The organism is Nitrospirillum karajorum (assembly GCF_036348415.1).
GTDB classification, from domain to species: domain Bacteria; phylum Pseudomonadota; class Alphaproteobacteria; order Azospirillales; family Azospirillaceae; genus Nitrospirillum; species Nitrospirillum amazonense_B.
In genome coordinates, this window is the sequence record NZ_JAZBQB010000004.1 from 139067 (window position 1) to 158196 (window position 19130).

The window sequence follows — 19130 nt, forward strand, 5'->3', positions numbered from 1 at the left end:
ACCCATGAGCCAGACCGCGATCAACCACGCCATCGAGGCCGGCGACCTGTCGGGGGCCGTGTCCGCCGCCACGGCGCACGTGCAGAAGGCCCCTACCGACAGCGGCGCCCGCTATCTGCTGGCGGAGCTGCTGTGCGTGGCGGGCCAATTGGAACGGGCCGACACCCAACTGTCCGTGGTGCTGAACCAGGACCCGGGCAGCATGGTTCCCGTCTCGCTGCTGCGCCAGTTGATCCGAGCGGAGACGGCCCGCCAGGACTGGCACCGTGACGGCCGGCCGCCGGAATTCCTGACGGAGGTTTCTGCCGCAGCCCGCCTGCATCTGGAGGCCGGGGTGAAGGCCCGCGCGGGCGACGGGCCGGGGGCCGCCGCCACGCTGGCGGAGGCGGAGGCGCTGCGCGTCCCTCATGCCGGCCGGCACAAGGACGCGCGCTTCGACGACTTCCGCGATCTGGACGACGCCTGTGGCGGCCTGCTGGAAATGCTCAGCGCCGACGGCACGTATTTCTGGGTTGGACTGGACGATGTGCTGGGCCTGGATTTCGCCCCGGCCAAGCGTCTGTCCGACCTGATCTGGCGGCCCGTGCGCCTGAGCTTACGCGACGGCACCGCCGGCAGCCTGTACATGCCCATGATTTATGCTGGCGCCGGCACCGATGGTCTGACCGACCAGCACCGCCTGGGCCGCCTGACCGATTGGGTGGAGCGGGACGGCAGCATCCTGGGCCGGGGCCAGCGCTGCTTCCTGGTGGGGGAGGAGGCCGTGAGCGCCGCCGATCTCACCACCCTGCGCTTCGACGAAGCCCAGGCCGGCGTGGAGGCGGCGTAAGCCATGCCCGCCCCCCAGCCCGCCACCATCGTCCCCTCCGTTCTCGACCGGCTGATCCAGCCGGTGGAAGGGCCGATGGTGCGGAGTCCCGGCTGGAACGCCGCCCTGTCGCAGCTGAAGAACGCCATCCGCCGGGATCTGGAGGCCATGCTGAACACCCGGCGGCGGCCGGGAAAGCTGGGCCCGGATATCGCCGAGGTGCAGCGCTCCCCCCTGCAGTACGGCATTCCCGACTTCACGGCCATGAGCATGGCGGCACCCGAGCGCCAAGCCGCGTTCGGCCGCGCGCTGGAGATCGCCATCCGCGAGTTTGAGCCGCGCCTGTCGGCCGTGGCGGTCACCCTGTTGAACGGCGGCCGCAATCTGGACCGCACGCTGCGTTTCCGGGTGGAGGCGGTCATCCGCCTGGACCCGTCGCCGGAGCCCATCGTCTTTGAATCCGTGCTGGACCCCGTCAGCCAGACCTTCCTGATCAAGGGGGATCCCCATGCCTGACACTTTCCTGTCCCTTTACAACCAGGAACTGGCGGCCATTCGGCGGGCGGCGACCCGCTTCGCGGCGGAACACCCCAAGGTGGCGGGCAACCTGCGCATCAGTCCCACCACGGTGGACGATCCCCATGTCGCCCGCCTGATCGAATCCTTCGCCTACCTGACCGCCCGCGTGCGGCAGAAGCTGGACGACGATTTTCCCGAGCTGACCGACGCCCTGCTGGGCGTGCTCTACCCCCATTACGTGACGCCGCTGCCGTCCATGGCCATCGTGCAGATGAAGGCGGCGCCGGAGCTGACGGGCAGCTTCACCGTGCCCCGGGGCGCCCAGGTGGAGACCGAGGCCGTGCGCGGCGAGCCCTGCCGCTTTCAGACCACCATGCCGGCCGAGATCTGGCCGGTGGAGGTGACGGCGGCCAGCCTGGCGGCCTTGCCGGCCGCGGCCCCCCTGGTGGCGGCCACCCGCCAGGCCAAGTCGGTGCTGCGCCTGAAGATCAGTTCCACCGCCCAGGGCCTGGGCCTGACGGACCTGGGGGTGGACCGCCTGCGCCTGTTCCTCTCCGGCCCGCCGGAGGTGGCGTACACCCTGCATGAGCTGTTGCTGAACAACGTGGTCGGCATGGCGGTGGTGGAGGATGTCAACGACCCTGCGCCGGTGGAACTGGGGCCGCAGTATCTGACACCCGTCGGGTTCGAGCCCAAGGACGGCATGGTGCCCTACGGTGCCCAGTCCTTCCTGGGCTATCGCCTGCTGAGTGAGTTGTTCGCCTTTCCGGAGAAGTTCCTGTTCGTGGACCTGGCGGGCCTCAGCGCCCGCGCCTTGCGTGGCGTCGGCCAGCATATGGAGGTCTACCTCTACCTCGACCGCGTGTGGACGGAGGGGGAGCGGCTGGTGCGGCCGCAGGTGTTCGCCCTGGGTTGCGCGCCCATGGTCAACCTGTTCCGCCAGTCGGCGGAGCCCATCATCCTGGGCCATGACGCCACCGAGTATCTGGTGCAGCCCGACGCCCGCCGGCCGGAGGCCCGCGAGATCTATGCCATCGAGCAGGTGCGCGCCTCCTCCCCTCGCGGCGAGAAGGCGGAGTTCCTGCCGCTTTACGGCAATCACCACGGCACCGATCCGGGGCGGCAACAGCACTTCTGGCATGCCATGCGCCGGCCCCGGGGCGGGCGCGACGCCAGCAGCGAGATGTACCTGTCGCTGGTGGATTTGGGGCTGAACCCCAACGCCCCACCCGACTGGACGGTGAGCGTGGAGACGCTGTGCTTCAACCGCGACCTGCCGGCGCAATTGCCGTTCGGCGGGGGCCATCCCCGCCTGCATCTGACCGAAGGCGGCCCCATCGCGGGCGTCACCTGCCTGACCCCGCCCACGGCGGTGGTGCGCCCGCAAACCGGCAACGGCGCCCGCTGGCGCCTGATCTCCCACCTGAACCTCAATCATCTGTCGCTGATGGATGGCCAAAGGGGGGGCGGCCAGGGCGGGGCGGCGGCGCTGCGGGAGCTGCTGAAGCTCTACGATCTGAAGGACACGCCGGAGACGCGGGCCATCATCGAGAGCGTCACGGCCATCAGTTATCGCCGGGCCACGGCGCGGGCCCCCCACGCCGATTTCGCAGCCCTGTGCCGGGGCGTCGACATCGACCTGGTGATGGACCCGGAGCGGGCGGGGGCCATGGGGGTTTACCTGCCATCAGCGGTGCTGGAGCGCTTCTTCGCGCTCTACACGTCCATCAACTCCTTCACCCGCCTGACCGTGCGGGCCAAGGGGCGGAAGGAGGCGCTGGTGCGCTGGGGGGCCCGCATCGGGGCAAAGGTGACGGCATGAACGCCATGGCGCCCGTGCCCCCCCTGTCCGGATCGCCCGCCTTGCTGGACATGCTGCGGCATGAGCCGTTCCGGTTCGACCTGTTCCGGGCCATCCAGCTGTTGGAACGGCAATTCGGCGCGTCGGCGGAGGAGGATGAACTGCCCATCCGCTTCGCCGCCCATCAGTCGCTGTGCTTCCCCGCGCATGAGATCCAGCGGCTGCACCTACCGGGTCCGACCGAGGGCCGGGAAGAGGGTGAGGCGACGGAGCCCGCCCGGCTGGACCTGAACGTCATGACCCTGACGGGGCCGGTTTCCGCCCTGCCACAGGCCTATACCGAGACGGCCATCCGCAGCCTGCGCGACCGCACGCCGGGCTTCGCCGCCTTCCTCGATCTGTTCAACGACCGCACCGCCACACTGCTGTTTCGTGCCTGGCGTCGTTACCGCCTGCCGGCCCTGTTCGAACATCGCGGGCTGGAGGGCGGGGACGCCGCCACGGCCACCCTGTTCAGCGTCGCCGGCTTCGGCACCGCCCACCTGCGCGGCCGCCTGTCCGTCCCGGAGGGTGTGCCGGTCTATTACGCCGGCCTGTTCAGCCAGCAGCCGCGCGCTGCCGTTTCGCTGGAGCGCATGCTGGCCGACGCCTGCGGCCTGCCGGTCAAGGTGCGCCAGTTCGCCGGCCGCTGGATCGCCATCCCGGCGGAGGAGCAGACCTGCCTCAGGCTGGGGGGCAAGGCCCCAGCCTACAACCGCCTGGGCGTGGATGCCGTGGCGGGGGCCCGCATGTGGGACGTGCAGGGCCAATTCCGCATCGTCCTGGGCCCCCTGACGCGGCGGCAGTTCATGGATCACCTGCCGGGCCGCCCGGGCCTGACCCGCCTGGTGGAGTTGGCGCGGCTCTATGCCGGGCCGGAGCTGGGCTTCGACGTGCAGTTGGTCCTGCATCGCGAAGAGGTGCCGCCCTGTCAGTTGGATGGCCGGAACGGCGAAGGGCCGCGTCTGGGCTATGACAGCTGGCTGGCCGCATTGCCTATGCTGCAAGATCCAGACGATGCAATCATAAGCATAGACGACATAGACTAATTTAACTTTGAGTATATACCGCAAGTATGCCCGGTATATTAATGTAATGTTACGTAAACGGCACGCTAACAGCCAAAAAAATAGACTCTATAACTATTGGATAAGTTCCAAACTTCTTTCGAGTTTTATTTTGCACTGTGCTGTCGGCCGGCCTGGGTCGGACGATGGGTTAGGGGAATACGTCAACCAAAAGCGCGGGTCTTGACATGGATTCGATGGATCTAAGGACACTGGTCGATGGGCTGGACCCCACGGCCCGCCGGGCGCTTGAAGCCGCCGCCGGTGGCGCCATGGCCAAGACCCACTATGAAATCGAAATCGAGCATTGGCTGCATGCCTTGCTCGACCGGCCGGACACGGGCCTGCGCGGGACGCTGCCCAAGGTCGGGCTGTCGCCGGAAGCGCTGGAGCGTGCGCTGGACCGGGGCTTGGCCCGCTGTCGCACCGGCAGCAGCCGCGCCCCGGCCTTTTCGCCGCGCGTCGTGTCGCTGATGCGCGAGGCCTGGTTCCTGGCTACCCTGCGCTTCAAGGCGGGGGCGGTGTCGCCCCTGCATCTGCTGGCGGCCCTGGTGGCCGACGACAAGGGCGCCTTGGCTTTCGGTGATCTGGCGGCGGCCTTGGAGGCCATCGATCCGCCGGCGCTGGACGCCCTGATCGAGGCGGAGACGCCGGCGGCCGGCGCTCCCGGCGCCGCCCCGGCCTCGTCCGCCAAGCCCGGCGGGCGCACCCCCAACCTGGACGCCTACACCATCGACCTGACGGCGGAGGCGGCCCAGGGCCGCATCGACCCCATCACCGGCCGTGACGCCGAGGTGCGGCAGGTCATCGACATTCTGACCCGCCGCCGGCAGAACAACCCCATTCTGGTGGGCGAGGCCGGCGTGGGCAAGACCGCCGTGGTTGAAAGCCTGGCCCTGCGCATCGCCGCGGGCGAGGTGCCGGCGGCCCTGCGCGAGGTCAGCATCCGCACGCTGGACCTGGGTCTGTTGCAGGCCGGCGCCGGTGTGAAGGGGGAGTTCGAGAACCGCCTGAAAGGCGTGATCGACGAGGTCAAGGGCTCGGTCAAGCCCATCATCCTGTTCGTGGACGAGGCGCACACCCTGATCGGCGCCGGTGGCCAGGCGGGGCAGGGCGACGCCGCCAACCTGCTGAAGCCGGATCTGGCCCGTGGCGCCCTGCGCATGGTGGCGGCCACCACCTGGGCGGAATACAAGCGCTATATCGAGCGCGACGCTGCCCTGGTGCGCCGCTTCCAGCCGGTCAAGGTGGATGAGCCGGATGAGAACACCGCCATCGCCATGATGCGCGGCCTGGTACCCACGCTGGAGAAGCACCACGGCGTGCGCATCCTGGACGCGGCCGTGCGGGCGGCGGTGCATCTGTCGCACCGTTACATCACCGGCCGGCAGTTGCCCGACAAGTGCGTCAGCGTCCTGGACACGGCGGCCGCCATGGTGGCCATGAGCCAGGCCGGCCGGCCCGAGGCCCTGGACGCGGTGGCGCGCGAGACCGAGGGGCTGGAGGCGGAAAAGGTTTCCCTGCTGCGGGAGGTGGCGCTGGGCGCCGACCACGGCGACGCCATCGCCACCCTGGATGAGCGGCTGGCCGATGCCCAGCGGCGCCAAGCCGCCCTGCATCAGCGCTGGACGGAGGAACGCCGCCTGGTCGATGAGATCATCGGCGTGCGCGGTGCCCTGGAAACCAAGATCGCCCAGTCGGCCCAAGACGACGCCCCGGCGAGCGACACCGACGTGGCCGCCCTGCGCGGCCGCCATGCCCGCTTGCACCAGGATCTGACGGATCATCAGGGGGAGCAGCCGCTGATGCACCCCGACGTCACGGCCCAGGCCGTGGCCGAGGTGGTGGCGCGCTGGACCGGCATTCCCGTCGGCCGCATGCTGTCCAGCGAGATCGAGACGGTGCTGGGCCTGGAGGGGCGCCTGGGCCAGCGGGTGGTGGGCCAGGACGACGCCCTGCACCTGATCGCCGACGTGCTGCACACCGCGCGCGCCGGCATCGCCGACCCGCGCAAGCCGCCGGCCATCTTCCTGCTGGCCGGGCCCAGCGGCGTGGGCAAGACCGAGACCGCCCTGGCGCTCGCCGACATGATGTATGGCGGGGAGCAGAGCCTGACCGTCATCAACATGTCGGAGTTCAAGGAGGAGCATAAGGTCTCGCTCCTCATGGGATCTCCTCCCGGCTATGTCGGCTATGGCGAGGGCGGCATCCTGACCGAGGCGGTGCGCCGCCGGCCCTATGGCGTGCTGCTGCTGGATGAGATGGAGAAGGCGCACCCCGGCGTCCAGGACATCTTCTACCAGGTGTTCGACAAGGGCGTGCTGCGCGATGGCGAAGGCCGCGACATCGACTTCCGCAACACCACCATCCTGATGGCGTCCAACGCCGGCTCGGATCTGCTGACCGCCCTGGCGGCGGATCGTGAGACGCTGCCCGACCTGGCGGGCCTGTCGGCGGCGCTGCACCCTGAACTGTTGAAGCACTACAAGGCCGCCTTCCTGGGCCGCGTCACGGTGGTGCCCTACCTGCCGCTGACGGTCGAACGCCTGCGCGACATCGTCGGCCTGCAACTGGGCCGCCTGCGCCAGCGGGTGGAGCAGACCTACGGCGCCACCCTGACGGTGTCGCCCGCGGTGGTGGAGAGGCTGGTGGCGCGCTGCGGCGAAAGCGATGTCGGCGCCCGCGCCATCGACCATGTGCTGTCGCGCAGCCTGATGCCGGCGCTGTCCAAGCGCCTTCTGGAAACCCTGGCCGCCCGGCGCACCGTCGCCGCCGCGACCGTGGATTGGGATGACGAGGCCGGGGATTTCCGGATCGACATCCAGACGGTGCCACTGGCCGAAAGGCCGATGGTGGAGTCCGCGGCGGAATAAGGGCCGTCAAGGCCCCGCCCGGACCCAAGCCGCTTGGGGTCACCCGGCGCACCGTACCTACCGCACCGGCCGCTGGCCGCCCGCCAGTCCGGTGCATCGACGCAAACCCGCGTTCAACCAAAGTCCACGAAGTGAGGAGAACTACGAATGCCCATTTACCTGCAGATCGACGGCATCTCCGGCGACGCCACCCAGCAGAACCACCAGCAGTGGACCGACATCAAGACCCTGCAGTGGGGCGTGACCCGGTCCATGAACACCCTGGCCGGCGCCACCGCCAACCGCGAAGGGTCCGAGCCGTCGGTGCGTGAAGTCGTCCTGACCAAGACCAGCGACAGCTCCTCCGTGAAGCTGTTCTCCCAGGCCTGCAGCGGCCGTACGGGCGTGACCGCCAAGATCCACATCGTCACCGCCGGCAACCCGGGTGACACCTATATCGAGTTCACCCTGACCAACACCCTGATCTCGTCCTACAACATCTCGGCGTCCAGCGACCGTCCGGAAGAGCAGATCGTGCTGAACTTCACCAAGGTGGAGATGAAGTACACCCCGTACGACAGCCAGCACAACCCGCAGTCCCCGATCATCGCCTCCTACGACCTGGCCACCACCAAGTCGGCTTGATCGATCAAAGGTATCCGGGGGGACGGCATCAGCTGTCCTCCCGGCTTCTTGTCCAAGGGATTGCCACCAGTCAAGGTAGATGATGGGAGAAGCGCTATGACCATTGCCCTGGATAGCGATTGGGGCCCCTATAAGAACGCAAACGAAGCGTCTGCCTATCTTATCCCTTACATCAATCGTGTGTGCGGGCCGGATGTGGGGATTACCTGGGCTACGGGTAGCGCTGTCTACCCATTACGTGCGCCGACCTGGGACAGTGGCGGCTTCGGTGACAATGTTGTGTTTCAATGGAGCCATATTCCTGCTGCGTTTCCTAAACATCCGCCCCCCACGGATTTTTGGCATAAGGTGAAAGCTTTCATTGATCGCTGTATGGAAGCGGAGGGTCAGGCCGCCATTGCGCAAGGCCAGGCAAATATGGCAATGGCTCAAGCAATGACCAGCATGTTCAACAAAATCCCTCATAAAGATGATGCGTTGGGCGTTACATTGGATATTATCTGTTTTGCGGCTTCCATTGCTTTAATTCCGACTGGATTAGGGGCGTTGGGATTTATTGCTTTCCTGGGCGGCACATTCCTGCTGGGGGCGGACGGGGCCATTTATGGCCTTGAGTTAGCTGGCCAAGATGATAAAGCAAAGAGTCTCAGGGAACGCACAGAGACATTACGCATCATTGCCACTGTCATGACCCTCCCTGATTTGGCGGTAGGCGGCTATCGGGCGCTTCAAGAGCTAAAAGAGACACGAGAACTGCTGAGGGCTGATGTCGTCACGGCAAACGCTGCAGAAAAACTTGGTGGCCAGACCGCGAATGTGGTTCGAGCTGATCGATATGTGCAGGTGGCGGAGCGTGCGCACTTGCGTTCGCAACTTCGTGCTCAGCAGATCCGGGCTGCAATTACACTTGACATTATCCCTCGTTTTGCAGGCTTAGGGTCTGATGGCCTTATGGCCCGGGAGCAGTTTTTCCCAGATAGTGAACCGTCAAATGGAATAAGAATTGGCCTTTCTCATCAAGTCGCAGAACGCCTGAAGCTACACAGCATTGCGGTTCAGAGAAGATGAATGAAGTTTATCACCAGGCCAACTTCAGACGGCCTTCGCCTGGCTACTTATACAGCTTGGCCTTGGCTGGTGCTGGTTTGGCATTCTTATCCGTGAGCTTGGGTGGATCGTTAGCCATTCTTAAGCATGGCGATGTGTTGGACATCTATGGGACGGTCACGCCTTATGTCTTCGCGTTCGCGTTGTGTATTGGCTTCCTGTACCGTCTGATATTTTCTCCTCGGATTTCACCGCCATTGCAGGCGCTTGTACGGAAATTCATAACATCGATTTTGGTGCTTGAGGTCATTGGTACAGGTGTCGCGCTAATTCTATTTTACAATCAGCGATCAATTTCACCGCCGCCTGATGACGGTGATCGCGTCATCGTAACGATCTTTATGGTCTTTACTGGAATTTGCCAAATTCCGACTATCCTCTGGCTGCTGCGCTATCGCAAGGAATAGCGCGGCACCAACGTCGCACACCCGGCCACGCCCTCACGTCAGGAAGAATTGGCGCTGGAAGGCGAACATGTCCTTCAGGGTGCAGTATTCCGGTGCTCCCAGCAGGATCAGGGGGCTGGCGTCCCGCAGCCGGGTCTTCCACAGCCGCAGGGCCGCGCGGTAGTCCTGCTCCTCCGCCGCCGTCAGCCAATCGATCTGATAGGCGATGGTGATGTGGAAGCGATAGCGGTCATGGCCGGGCGCGCGGATGCCCAGGCAGGCAGACAGGCGATCCCGCAGGATGCGCAGCTTGCGATCCTCGGCCGCGTCGGCCGGCAGCAGGCGCAGGGTCAGCGGGCCCTCGCCGGGGGCGGGCTCCGCCGGGTCCACCCTCATGCGCAGCGGCAGGTCGCAGTCCAGCGCGAAGGCGCGCAGCCGATCCCCCAGCAAGTGGTCGCAGTCCGCCATGGGGGCGTCCAGCGGGATGGTGCTGGGCCACAGCCCGGACTTTCGTTCCACATCGTTGGCGCCGCCGAAGACGGTCATGTGATAGCTGGAGGGCGGCAGCAAGGTGATCTTGCGGCTGAAGGCGTGGGCCGGCGCCTCGCGGTAAATGTCCAGCAGGGCGTTGAAGGCGGCGGCGTTTTCCCCCTGCTGCGGCAGATGGCAGAGGATGGTGTTGCCCAGGAAGGGCTTCACCCGGCCATCGGGCCAGAACTTGCGGCCCACATCGGGTGGCCGGGCTGGGCGGGACGACCCGTCGCCGGCCGGTTGCGCCCGCGTCGGCGCAGCCAGCAGGCTGGTGCCCAGGATGCCCAGCAGGGCGCGGCGGATGGTATCGGGCTTGGACATCGATGGCCTGGTTCTCTGAATTGATGAGGGGCGTCAGAAGCGCAGGGCCGCGCCCAGCATGACGGTGGGGGCGAAGCCGATATATTGCCGCCCCAGTTCCAGGTCGCGGCCGTCGTTTTCCCGCACGTCCTCGCCGGTCAGGTTCTGTACGGTGACGCTGATCGACAGCATTCGGCTAACATCGTAGGACAACTGCAGGTCCAAGCGATCCGCCGGCATGTAGTCGCGATTCTGGTAGTAGACTGCCGCCCCGGTGAGGTTGGAGTAGCGGTCGTCCCACATCCTGCCGGTATGGTTCCAGGCGATGCGGCCATGCAGCTTTTCGCCTTCATAGTAGAGCGAGACGTTGAAGACCCGGTTGGCCTGCTGCGGCAGTTCATGCCGGTCCACCACCGTGCCGTCGCCCAGGATGATGGGGAAGCTGGTCCACGACATCATGCCATTGGCGGCAATGCCGAAGCCGGAAAGGGGCTCCGGCAGGAAATCGAAGTCGTGGATGAAATTGAACTCCAGCCCCTTGACGATGGCATCATGCGGGGAGTTGCGCGCCTCGGAGACGTTTACCGGGGCGTTCACGCCGTTCACCGGCAGCGTTTCCGTCTTGGTGAAGGTGAAGATCTCATTATGGATGGTCTTGTAGTATCCGCCCAGCGAGACCAGCCCCCGGCCGTGGTCCAGATACCATTCCTCCGCGACATCGATATTGTCGGACAGGCGGGGCTTCAGGTTCGGATTGCCTTGCGACAGGGTGTAAATGGCGCCGGTGGTGGAGAGCGAGCCGCCGTGGGTGGCTTGGTCGGAATAGCGGGGGCGTCCCAGGGTCCGGCTGTAGGCCAGGCGCAGCTGGCTGTCATCGCCGGTGTGGACCATCCCCGTGACCGAGGGCAGGGGGGTGGTGTAGCTCTTGTTCGACGTCGCCGGGCCAATGACGCCGTTGGTTTTCACATAGCCGTCGGAGGTGAAGCGCGTGCCCTCCACCCGGGCGCCGGCCTGCAGCCGTCCCCAGTCGGCGGTATAGGCCAGCAGCCCATAGCCGGCGTAGATATCCTCGCTCACCCGGTAATCGCCGCCCAGGGCCGAGGCGGTGTCGCTGGTCTGCGCGGCGGAGCCGGCATAGGCGGCGGCCACTTTGGCGTAGCTGCGCCAGAAGGCCTGGTCCACCAGGGTCTGGCTGATCAGCGGGATGCCGCCATCGTTGCAGGTATAGCCGCAGGTGTATCGGCCGGCGAAGGCGTCGGCCAGGGTATAACCACCGGCGTTGTAGGTGGTCTGCGTCAGGCTGTTGGTCTGCCGTGTGCCCACCCATTTGGCGCCGACCTTGAAGCCCAGGCCCCGGTCTTCCGGCCCGACATGGCGGGATAGGCTGGCCTGGACGTCGAAGACGTTCTCACCCAGCTGATAGTCCTGGAATTGGCGGTAGTTCTGATTATAGAGCGCCCAATTGTGGGCCTTGCCGCTGTCCACGGCCGTAAACAGCGGCGCGTCGCCGCTGGTGTCGTAGGTGAAGGCCAAATTGCTCTGCGTGAAGCGGTCGAAGATCTGTGGGTTGTCCAGCAAGGCGCGGGACCAGCTGCCGCCCAGATCGGCGACCAGGTCGCCGGCGAAGGTGTAACTGGCGCCGCTGTTCACGCCCCAAAGCTTGCGCGTGAAGTTGAGGTTGGCCCTCTGGGCGTACTGGTTGACCGATGACAAGGTGCCGCTGGTTTCCGTCTGGCCGGCGTCCGTGGCGCCGGCGTTGACGGCGGCGTTCAGGTCGTTCCGCACCGCCGTCTCATGCTGATAGTAATAGAAGGACGACAGGTGGGCGCTCAGCTGGGGGCTGGGCTTCCAGTCCAGGCGGGCGCTGGTGCCCAGGCGCCGGCGGTCATCCTGGTAGTTGTACCAGAGGCGGCCGGCCGGCACGGCGATGCCATTGCCGCCATAGGCGGTCGCCGCCGGCTTGCCGTTGGCCTGATACCAGTTGGTGGCTGCGGCCGTCTCCTCCTGCGGGACGAAGATATCCCGTTCCCAATAGCTGGCCGACACCAGCAGGCCGAACTGGTCATCCCGGCCGAATTGCCAGGAGGAGCGCACCTGCCCCTCGCCCGCCGGGGTGCGCCCGCCGGCATCGTCGCGCTGCAGGTTGTAGCCGCCCTTGGCCGAAACCACCGTGGTACCGTCGGGAAAGTCGAAGGCGCTGGGCGTGACCAGGTTGACCACACCGCCCACGGCATGCCCGTCCAGGTCGGGGGAACCGGACTTGTACACCTCCATCCGCTGCGCCAGGTTGGACGGCAGGGTTTCCATGTAGACCTGCCGGCCGCCGCTGTCCGGGGTGGCGAAGGTGAAGCCGTCGATGGTCACGGTGTCATAGTTGGCGTCGAATCCCCGGATGGTCACGAAGCGCGGCTCGCCCTGATAAATCAGGACGTTGACGCCGGCCACGCGCTTCAGGGCGTCGGCCACGTTGAAATCGGGCAGGGTTCCCGTCTCATCCGCCGAGACCGCGTCCAGCACCTGCACCGCGTCGCGTTTGACCGCCGTGGCGCGCAGGTTGGATGTGCGCTGCCCGGTGATGGTGATCTCCTGCAAGTCATCATCCCCGCCGGCCGTCTGGGCCAGCGCAGGCGCTGGGCGCAGCGCCACCAGGGCGCAGCCGGTCAGCAAGGCAAGACGGCAGGCGGTCGAAAAGCGGTGCGTGGTCATGATGGTGGCTCCCCCGATGGCTCGAAGGAATAAATAACTCACCGTGAGTTACTATTTATCTGTCAATTTATGATATTTCCATGACACGGCTTCCGGCGCGGCCGGCTTCAAAAGAAGTGATGCAGGAAGGGCAGGGTGGCGGCCCCCAGCGCCGCGCCGTCACCCCCGGTGCGGGAGGCCACCAGGGTGGGAAAGCGCCGGTCCTGGTCCCGCACCGGCACGGAATAGAAGTGCGCCCGCTCGATCAGGCGCAGGGTCAAGGCGGGCGGGATGCGACCGCCGATGACGATGGCGTCGGGATCCAGGACGGCGGCGGCGGCGGAGAGGATGGCGGATACGCCCTCCCCGGTGCGGGCGAGCCACGTCTCCACGGCCGGCCATTCCGGGTTGAAGGCCCGGACCAGGGCGCCGACGGAGGGGAAGGGGCGGCCCATTCCCGGCTGGGCATTCACCAGATCCAGCAACAGGCGCAGGGTGGGGCGGTCCGGCCGGGTCGACGGCGGCAAGGTTCCGGTGAATTCACCGGCGTTGCCGTTGCGCCCTCGCCAGGGCTTGCCGTCCAGCACGATGCCGCCACCCAGGCCGGAGGCGATGTGGATGTAGGCGAAGCTGCGGTGGTGCTGGCCGGCGCCATAGACGCTTTCGCCTGCCGCCGCGGCGCTGCCGTCATTTTCAATCCACACCGGCAGTTCCAGAGCCGCGCCCAGATGGGCCTCAAGGTCGGTCAGCGCCCAGTCGTTCATGACCAGGGGCGCGTTCACCGCTCCCCGGCTATCAACGAAAAAGCCGGGGATGGCCACGCCCACGCCCACCAGCCGGGAGCGGTCGAAGCCGCCGGCGCCAGACAGATCTTTCAATATGCTGCCCAGATGGCGGGTGACGCGGCCACGGTCGGTGGTGTCGAACAATTCCTCATGCGTGGCCCTGACGCGGCCCGACAGGTCGATCACCACGGCGGACAAGGCGTCGTCCATAATCGAAACGCCGACGGAAAAGGCGGCGTCGCGGGCGATCTCGATGGGCAGGCTGGGCTGTCCCGGGCCCGACGGCACCTTGGGACCGCCCACCACCAGGTCGCGCTCCATCAGGGCCGCGACCAGCCGCACGATGGATTGCAAGGTCAGACCGGTTTCCCGGGCCAAGTCGGCGCGGGAGATGGGCCCCTTTTCGCGGATAAGCCGCAGCAGGCGCCGCTCGTTGGCGGAACAGAAGCCCTCCGGGACGCTGGTTGCGGGGGCGCCCCGTCCGGCGGCGGCCGGCGTCGACACGATATCCATGAGAGTGCTCATTCACGCGGGGGTAACCTCGCGCTCTTATCTCAGGATGACGCGCGGGACGCATCCCTCTTTCAGCTATAGGCCCCCCATGCCGGATCGGACCGGCTGGTGCCACCGGTTTCGATATGGCCGGCCAGGCGCCAGCGCAGTTCCCCCCGCCCCCGTGAGGGCCAGCGTCGCGTCGTACCAGCCATCGCTGGCGGCCGTGTGCCAGGCGAACGGGCGCCGTTCCTTGGCCGCCACCGTCGCCGTCACGCTGGCCGCGCCATAGGCGCCGTCGTCCAGGCGCAGATGCAGGACGTCGCCACCCTGGTTTTCCACGGCCAGGACCAGCGTCTGATCCGCGCCCTGGGCCGCCGCCGACAGGGCCAGCCGGCCGATCAGGTCGGGGCTGGCCGTCAGGTGCCGCAGGAAGCCGTTCGGACCCAGCACCAGGATGTCGCAGCCCCGGGCGTCGTGCAGGGGCAGGGGGGCTGAGAGGCTGGTACCGGGGGCCAGGGTGTGGCGCGCCGGATTGACGCCGGGCGCCAACCGGTCGAACACATGGAAGACGGCCCCCGCCCGGCCCCGGTTGCTGAAGGCCAGGGCCGGCCGTCCATCCGCCCCCGTCTCCAAATCCACGGCCAAGTCATAGGGCGTGGGACGCGCCGGGCGCTGCCCCGGTTCCTGGGGCAGGGGCGCATTGTGGTGCACGGGGGTGGGGTCCGGCTTGTGGGCCTGCGCCTCCACCTGGGCACGATAGCCCCGTGTGTCGGGCAGCGCCGTTACCGGGGGCTGAGCCGGCCGGGCGAAGTCGAAGGCGCCGGTCAGGTCGCCACAGACCGCCCGGCGCCAGGGGCTGATGTTGGGTTCCGCCACCCCGAACCGCGCCTCCAGGAAGCGCAGGACGGAGGTGTGGTCGAACACCTCGGAACAGACGGCACCGCCGGTGGTCCAGGGGGAGACGACGATCATGGGTACGCGGGCGCCCAGGCCGAAGGGTTGTCCGTCGCCGGCGTTGACCGCGCCGGTCAAGTCCACGTTGGACAGGCCGCCGGCCGGCGCCGTCGGCGGGGCAGGCGGCAGCACATGGTCGAAAAAGCCGTCGTTCTCGTCATACAGCACGAACAGGGCGGTATGGCGCCAGGTCTCCGGATTGGCGGTCAGCGCCTCCAGCACCGTGGCGATGTAGGCCGCGCCGTCCAGCGGGGCGTAGCGCGGATGTTCCGAATGGTTGTGCGGCGGCATCAGCCAGGAGACGGCGGGCAGGCGGCCCGCCTTGGCGTCGGCGGCGAAGACGCTGGGCGGGCGGCGGGTCATCGCCTTGGCGTGCAGCGGTGACCCCACCGGGGCATGGGCGAACTGCGTGAAGAAGCGCAGGGCGTTGAAGCAGCTGACACCGTCGTCCTCGTCCACCGCTGGACGGTGCCGCGGCCGGATCATGTCCTGGACATCGATGGTGAAGGGACCGTCCGCGTCCACCCCCTGGTACACACACCAGGAGATGCCGGCCTTCTCCAAGCGCTCGGGATAGGTGGTCCAGGAAAAGGCCGGGCCGTTCAGCGGCTGGAAATCGGGCCCCTCCGCCGGCTGTTTCAGCACCGGGCCGCCCGCCAAGCCCAAGGGGTCGGTGGTGCCGGTCATGAGATGGATGCGGTTGGGATTGGTGGCGCTGGGGGTGGAGCAGAAGAAGGCGTCGCAGATGGTGAAGGCGTCGGCCAGCGCGCAGTGGAAGGGGATGTCGGCGCGGGTGTAATGCGCCATGGTCAGCGCGCCCTTGGCCGGTACCCAATTGTCGTTGCGCCCGCCATTCCAGGCGGCGTGCCCGTCCACCCAGGAATGGGGCAGGGAGGCGATGTTCTGCGCGGCGGTCGCGGCCCCATCCAAGGGGAAGGGACGCACATGGCCGCCCTTGCCGTCCGCCTGGCGCCAGATGTCGCCATTGCTGCCGGGTGCCGTCGCCCGGTCGTGAAAGCCCCGTACGCCGCGCAGCGTGCCGAAGTAATGGTCGAAAGACCGGTTTTCCTGCATCAGGATGACGACATGGCGGATGTCCGCCAGGCTGCCGCTGCCAGCCGGCGGGGACAGGGCCAGGGCGCGGTGGATGGGCGCCAGCAGGGCGGCGGCGCCCGCAGCGGAAAGGAGATGGCGTCGGGTGGGCCGCACGGGCGTATCTCGCGTCGATGAGGGAAAGAATCCCCGGGGGACGGTGCCCCCGGGGATGACGGACGATCACAGGTCGGGCGTGAACCGCACACCCACCCAGAACACCGTGGGGACAGAGTAGCTGTCCTTCAGCAGGTTCTGGTTGGGGCCTACCAGGCTGGTCAGGCGGCTATGGGTCAGGTTGCTGGCCTCGGCGAACACGGTGACGCTGTCACGCACCTTGTAGCTGGCCTGCAAGTCCAGCTGCTCACGCGGGGCCCAGTAGAGGTCCTGCCAGGCGATGTCGGGAACGATGGAGCGCAGGGCCTTGCCCTGGCGGTTGTAGGCCAGGCGGACCTCGAAATCGCTGTCGCTGTAGAACACCTGGACGTTGCGCGTCTGGTTGGGTTGGCCCACCAGGCGGCTCAAGGTGCGGGTGGCGCCGCTGGACTGCACCACCGACAGCTCCCCTTGCATGAACGACCAGTTGCCGCTGACGCCGAAGTCGCGCAGCCACGGATGGATCCATTCCAGCGAGTTGACGATGGCGTTCAACTCCACGCCCCGGATGGAGGCGTTGCTGGCGTTCTGCGGGGTGGAGACCACGGCGTTGCTGTAGGTCACACCCTGGTAGGTGTAGCCGATGGAGCTGGCCGTGAAGATCTCGTCCTTGATGTCCTTGTTGAACAGAGCCAGGGACAGCAGGCCGCCGCCCTCGTTGGGCAGCTTGTAGTCGAAGGCCAGGTCGACGTTGGTGGACAGGCGCGGCTTGATGTTGGGATTGCCGATGGTGACGGACACGCCGGTGGCGTTGGGGTTGCCCAGGTCGGAGGCGTTGGTGAAGCTGATGGAGGTGCGGGCGGCGTAGCTGTCATAGCTGGGCCGGCCGATGGTCTGGCTGGCGCCCACGCGGACGTCCATGTCACGGGTGATGTCGTAGCTGGCCAGGGCCGAGGGCAGCAGGTAGTCGTAGCTGGAACTGGTTTTCAAATCCGTCCACGCGCCGGAAATCTTGGCCCGGCTGATGGTGTCCTGGTCCGTACTGTCGTTATGCAGGCCCACCTGGGCGTGGAAGTCGTCCAGGGCATAGGCGACAGTGGCGTAGGCGCCTACCGTCTGTTCCGTGTGCTTGAAGTTGTCCTGGTTGTTGAAGGACGACTGGTCCGTCAGGTTGAACCAGGACGGGTTGGCGTTGAACGCGGCCCAGGCCTTGGCCGGGTCGATGGTCAGCAGGTTCAGGCCCTGGGAATATTTCATCGGCGCCCCGGCCGGGCCGGCGGCGTTGATCAGCAACAGGCTGCCGGCGGTGTTGTTCGGCTCCCAATCATTACGCCAGACGTTGTAATCGGGGCGGTCGTCGGTGAAGCTGGCACCCACGGCGAAGCCCAGGCCCTGGTCCTTGGCCCCCATGTTGTAACGATAGTCGGCGCGGGTGTTCTTGATGTCGTCATCGGCCGAGCGCTTGGCGTTGCGCCAGTACAGCCCGCTGTAGTTCGACAGGTTGTAATAGGCGCTGGGCGCCATGGCGAACTGCTGGTTCAACTGGGTGGTGTCGTAGGTGAAGCCATAGGCGGGCTTGGCCGCGTTGGCGCTGATGGCGCCGGCGGAACCGGGGGCGGGATAGCTCAACCCGGTCATATACTTCACCATGTCGAACGGCTCGCGGTAGGTGGACCGCGAAATGTCGCCGCGCACCGACAGCACCTGGTTGTTGGCCGGCCGCCAGTCCAGCCCCGCTTGCGCCAGGTTGGTGGTGGTGATGATGTTGGAATGCTCGAACCCGACCTCAACGTCGCCGCCGGGATAGCTGCCGGAGGTGGGGGTCTGGTTGTAGACGGTACCGGTGTTGCGCGGATCGAGGATGACCTCGTTCCGCTCCATCGTGTCGACAAAGCGGTAATGGCCCAGCGTCAGGAAGCCATAAAGCGTGTCCGTGGGCTGGGCTTCCAGCTTGGTGGTCGCGCCCACGCGCTGGCGGCTGTCTTCCACGTACCAGTACTTGTCCTGCTGCGGCACGGCGATGCCATTGCCCAGGTTGTTGTTTTTCTGCAGGACGCCGGCGCTGTTGTAGAAGTTGTAGTGGACAGTGTCCGTCGTCATGTGGGTGTCGGTGAAGCTGTCCAGCTTCTGGTAATTGGCCGACACCACCACGCCGAACATGTGGTCGGGCCCGAAGGTCATGCTGCCCGTGCCGCTGATGCGCCGGCCCAGCGGGTCCTGGCTGCGCGGCTGGCCATGATCGTTGGCCATGCCCAGTGCGCCCTCCGCCGTGAAGAAGGGACGGCCACCATTGTCGAAGGCGCTGCGCGTCTTCAGGTTGATGGCGCCACCGACGGCGTTGGGGTCCAGGTCCGCGGTGAAGGTCTTGGTCACCTGCAGTTCGCTGATCATGGAGGTGGGCAGGATGTCCAGCCGCACACCGCGCCCCATGGAGCCCAGGTTGCCGTTGGGCGTGCCGGGGCTGGCGATGGGCACGCCGTCGATGGTCACGTTGTTGTAAGCGGGGCCCAGGCCGCGGATGACGGGCGTCGCCGCCTCGTCGCGCGGGTGTTCGTTGTCGGTGGCCGGCAGGACGGACAGGCCGGGCACGCGCCGCAGCGCCTCGACGATGGTGCGGTCCGGCAGGGCCTGGGCGTCGTCGGCGCTGATGACGTCGGTGACGCCAGGGGTGTTCAGCTTGGTATCGATCGCCTTGGCGTTCGATCGCCGAACGCCGGTGACGATGATCTCCTCCACATTATCAGTGGCATCGGCCGGCGCCGCGGTCGCCGGTGTCGCCCCCGTTGGCGTGTCCGCCGGCTGCGCCCAGGCCGTCACCGCCTGCAGCAGCCCCCAGGACAACGCGGTTCCCATCAAGGCGCGCTTGCGCCGACCATCACAGAGCATGATCCCCAACCTCATTTCTTTCCCCTGGCCTGTTCCGGCCCTTGAACCATGGGGCTGGCCCCCATGGCCGCGCTCGGCGCTG

At 66.8% G+C, this 19130-nt stretch carries 13 protein-coding genes; 8 read left to right on the forward strand and 5 right to left on the reverse strand.

Annotated features, from left to right (window positions below; genetic code table 11):
- The first annotated feature begins 4 nt into the window (after positions 1–4).
- The 8 genes from UCD39_RS26500 to UCD39_RS26535 all read left to right on the forward strand — a co-directional run bounded on the left by UCD39_RS26500 (position 5) and on the right by UCD39_RS26535 (position 9245).
- Positions 5–829 carry a type VI secretion system accessory protein TagJ gene (locus UCD39_RS26500; RefSeq protein WP_330498614.1) on the forward strand — a complete coding sequence of 275 codons (825 nt, stop codon included), beginning with the start codon at positions 5–7 and terminating at the stop codon, positions 827–829.
- A gap of 3 nt (positions 830–832) precedes the next feature.
- Entirely contained in the window at positions 833–1324 is a 492-nt protein-coding gene (gene tssE / locus UCD39_RS26505; protein WP_330498615.1) for a type VI secretion system baseplate subunit TssE, read from the forward strand.
- Positions 1317–3149, forward strand: a complete 1833-nt coding sequence (gene tssF / locus UCD39_RS26510) for a type VI secretion system baseplate subunit TssF (protein ID WP_330498616.1) — start codon at positions 1317–1319, stop codon at positions 3147–3149. Before tssE ends, tssF begins: the two co-directional genes overlap by 8 nt.
- The gene (gene tssG / locus UCD39_RS26515) at positions 3146–4216 is read left to right on the forward strand and encodes a type VI secretion system baseplate subunit TssG (protein ID WP_330498617.1); all 1071 of its coding nucleotides are present in this window, start codon (positions 3146–3148) and stop codon (positions 4214–4216) included. The genes tssF and tssG overlap by 4 nt, the downstream gene beginning before the upstream one ends.
- A 215-nt stretch (positions 4217–4431) precedes the next feature.
- A complete protein-coding gene (tssH, locus tag UCD39_RS26520; RefSeq protein WP_330498618.1) occupies positions 4432–7107 on the forward strand; it encodes a type VI secretion system ATPase TssH in 2676 nt (891 codons plus the stop codon).
- 147 nt (positions 7108–7254) lie between these two features.
- The gene (locus UCD39_RS26525) at positions 7255–7731 is read left to right on the forward strand and encodes an Hcp family type VI secretion system effector (protein ID WP_145733436.1); all 477 of its coding nucleotides are present in this window, start codon (positions 7255–7257) and stop codon (positions 7729–7731) included.
- A 96-nt stretch (positions 7732–7827) separates the two neighbouring features.
- Positions 7828–8799, forward strand: coding sequence for a hypothetical protein (locus UCD39_RS26530; protein WP_330498619.1), 972 nt, complete (start codon positions 7828–7830; stop codon positions 8797–8799).
- Complete coding sequence (locus tag UCD39_RS26535) at positions 8796–9245, forward strand: hypothetical protein (RefSeq protein ID WP_330498620.1); 450 nt, start codon at positions 8796–8798, stop codon at positions 9243–9245. The genes UCD39_RS26530 and UCD39_RS26535 overlap by 4 nt, the downstream gene beginning before the upstream one ends.
- A 33-nt stretch (positions 9246–9278) precedes the next feature.
- On the opposite strand, the gene UCD39_RS26540 is transcribed toward UCD39_RS26535, so the two are convergent.
- From UCD39_RS26540 to UCD39_RS26560, 5 genes are all read right to left on the reverse strand, one after another.
- On the reverse strand, positions 9279–10076 hold the full coding sequence (locus UCD39_RS26540; RefSeq protein ID WP_330498621.1) for a DUF1868 domain-containing protein: 798 nt from the start codon (positions 10074–10076) through the stop codon (positions 9279–9281).
- 33 nt (positions 10077–10109) lie between these two features.
- Positions 10110–12761 (reverse strand): TonB-dependent receptor, encoded by a 2652-nt coding sequence (locus UCD39_RS26545; protein ID WP_330498622.1) that lies wholly within the window; start codon positions 12759–12761, stop codon positions 10110–10112.
- A 107-nt stretch (positions 12762–12868) separates the two neighbouring features.
- Positions 12869–14038, reverse strand: a complete 1170-nt coding sequence (locus UCD39_RS26550) for an ROK family transcriptional regulator (protein ID WP_330498623.1) — start codon at positions 14036–14038, stop codon at positions 12869–12871.
- A gap of 75 nt (positions 14039–14113) precedes the next feature.
- Positions 14114–16183 carry a phosphocholine-specific phospholipase C gene (locus UCD39_RS26555; protein ID WP_330498624.1) on the reverse strand — a complete coding sequence of 690 codons (2070 nt, stop codon included), beginning with the start codon at positions 16181–16183 and terminating at the stop codon, positions 14114–14116.
- A 66-nt stretch (positions 16184–16249) separates the two neighbouring features.
- Entirely contained in the window at positions 16250–19063 is a 2814-nt protein-coding gene (locus tag UCD39_RS26560) for a TonB-dependent receptor (RefSeq protein WP_330498625.1), read from the reverse strand.
- Positions 19064–19130: the final 67 nt, after the last annotated feature.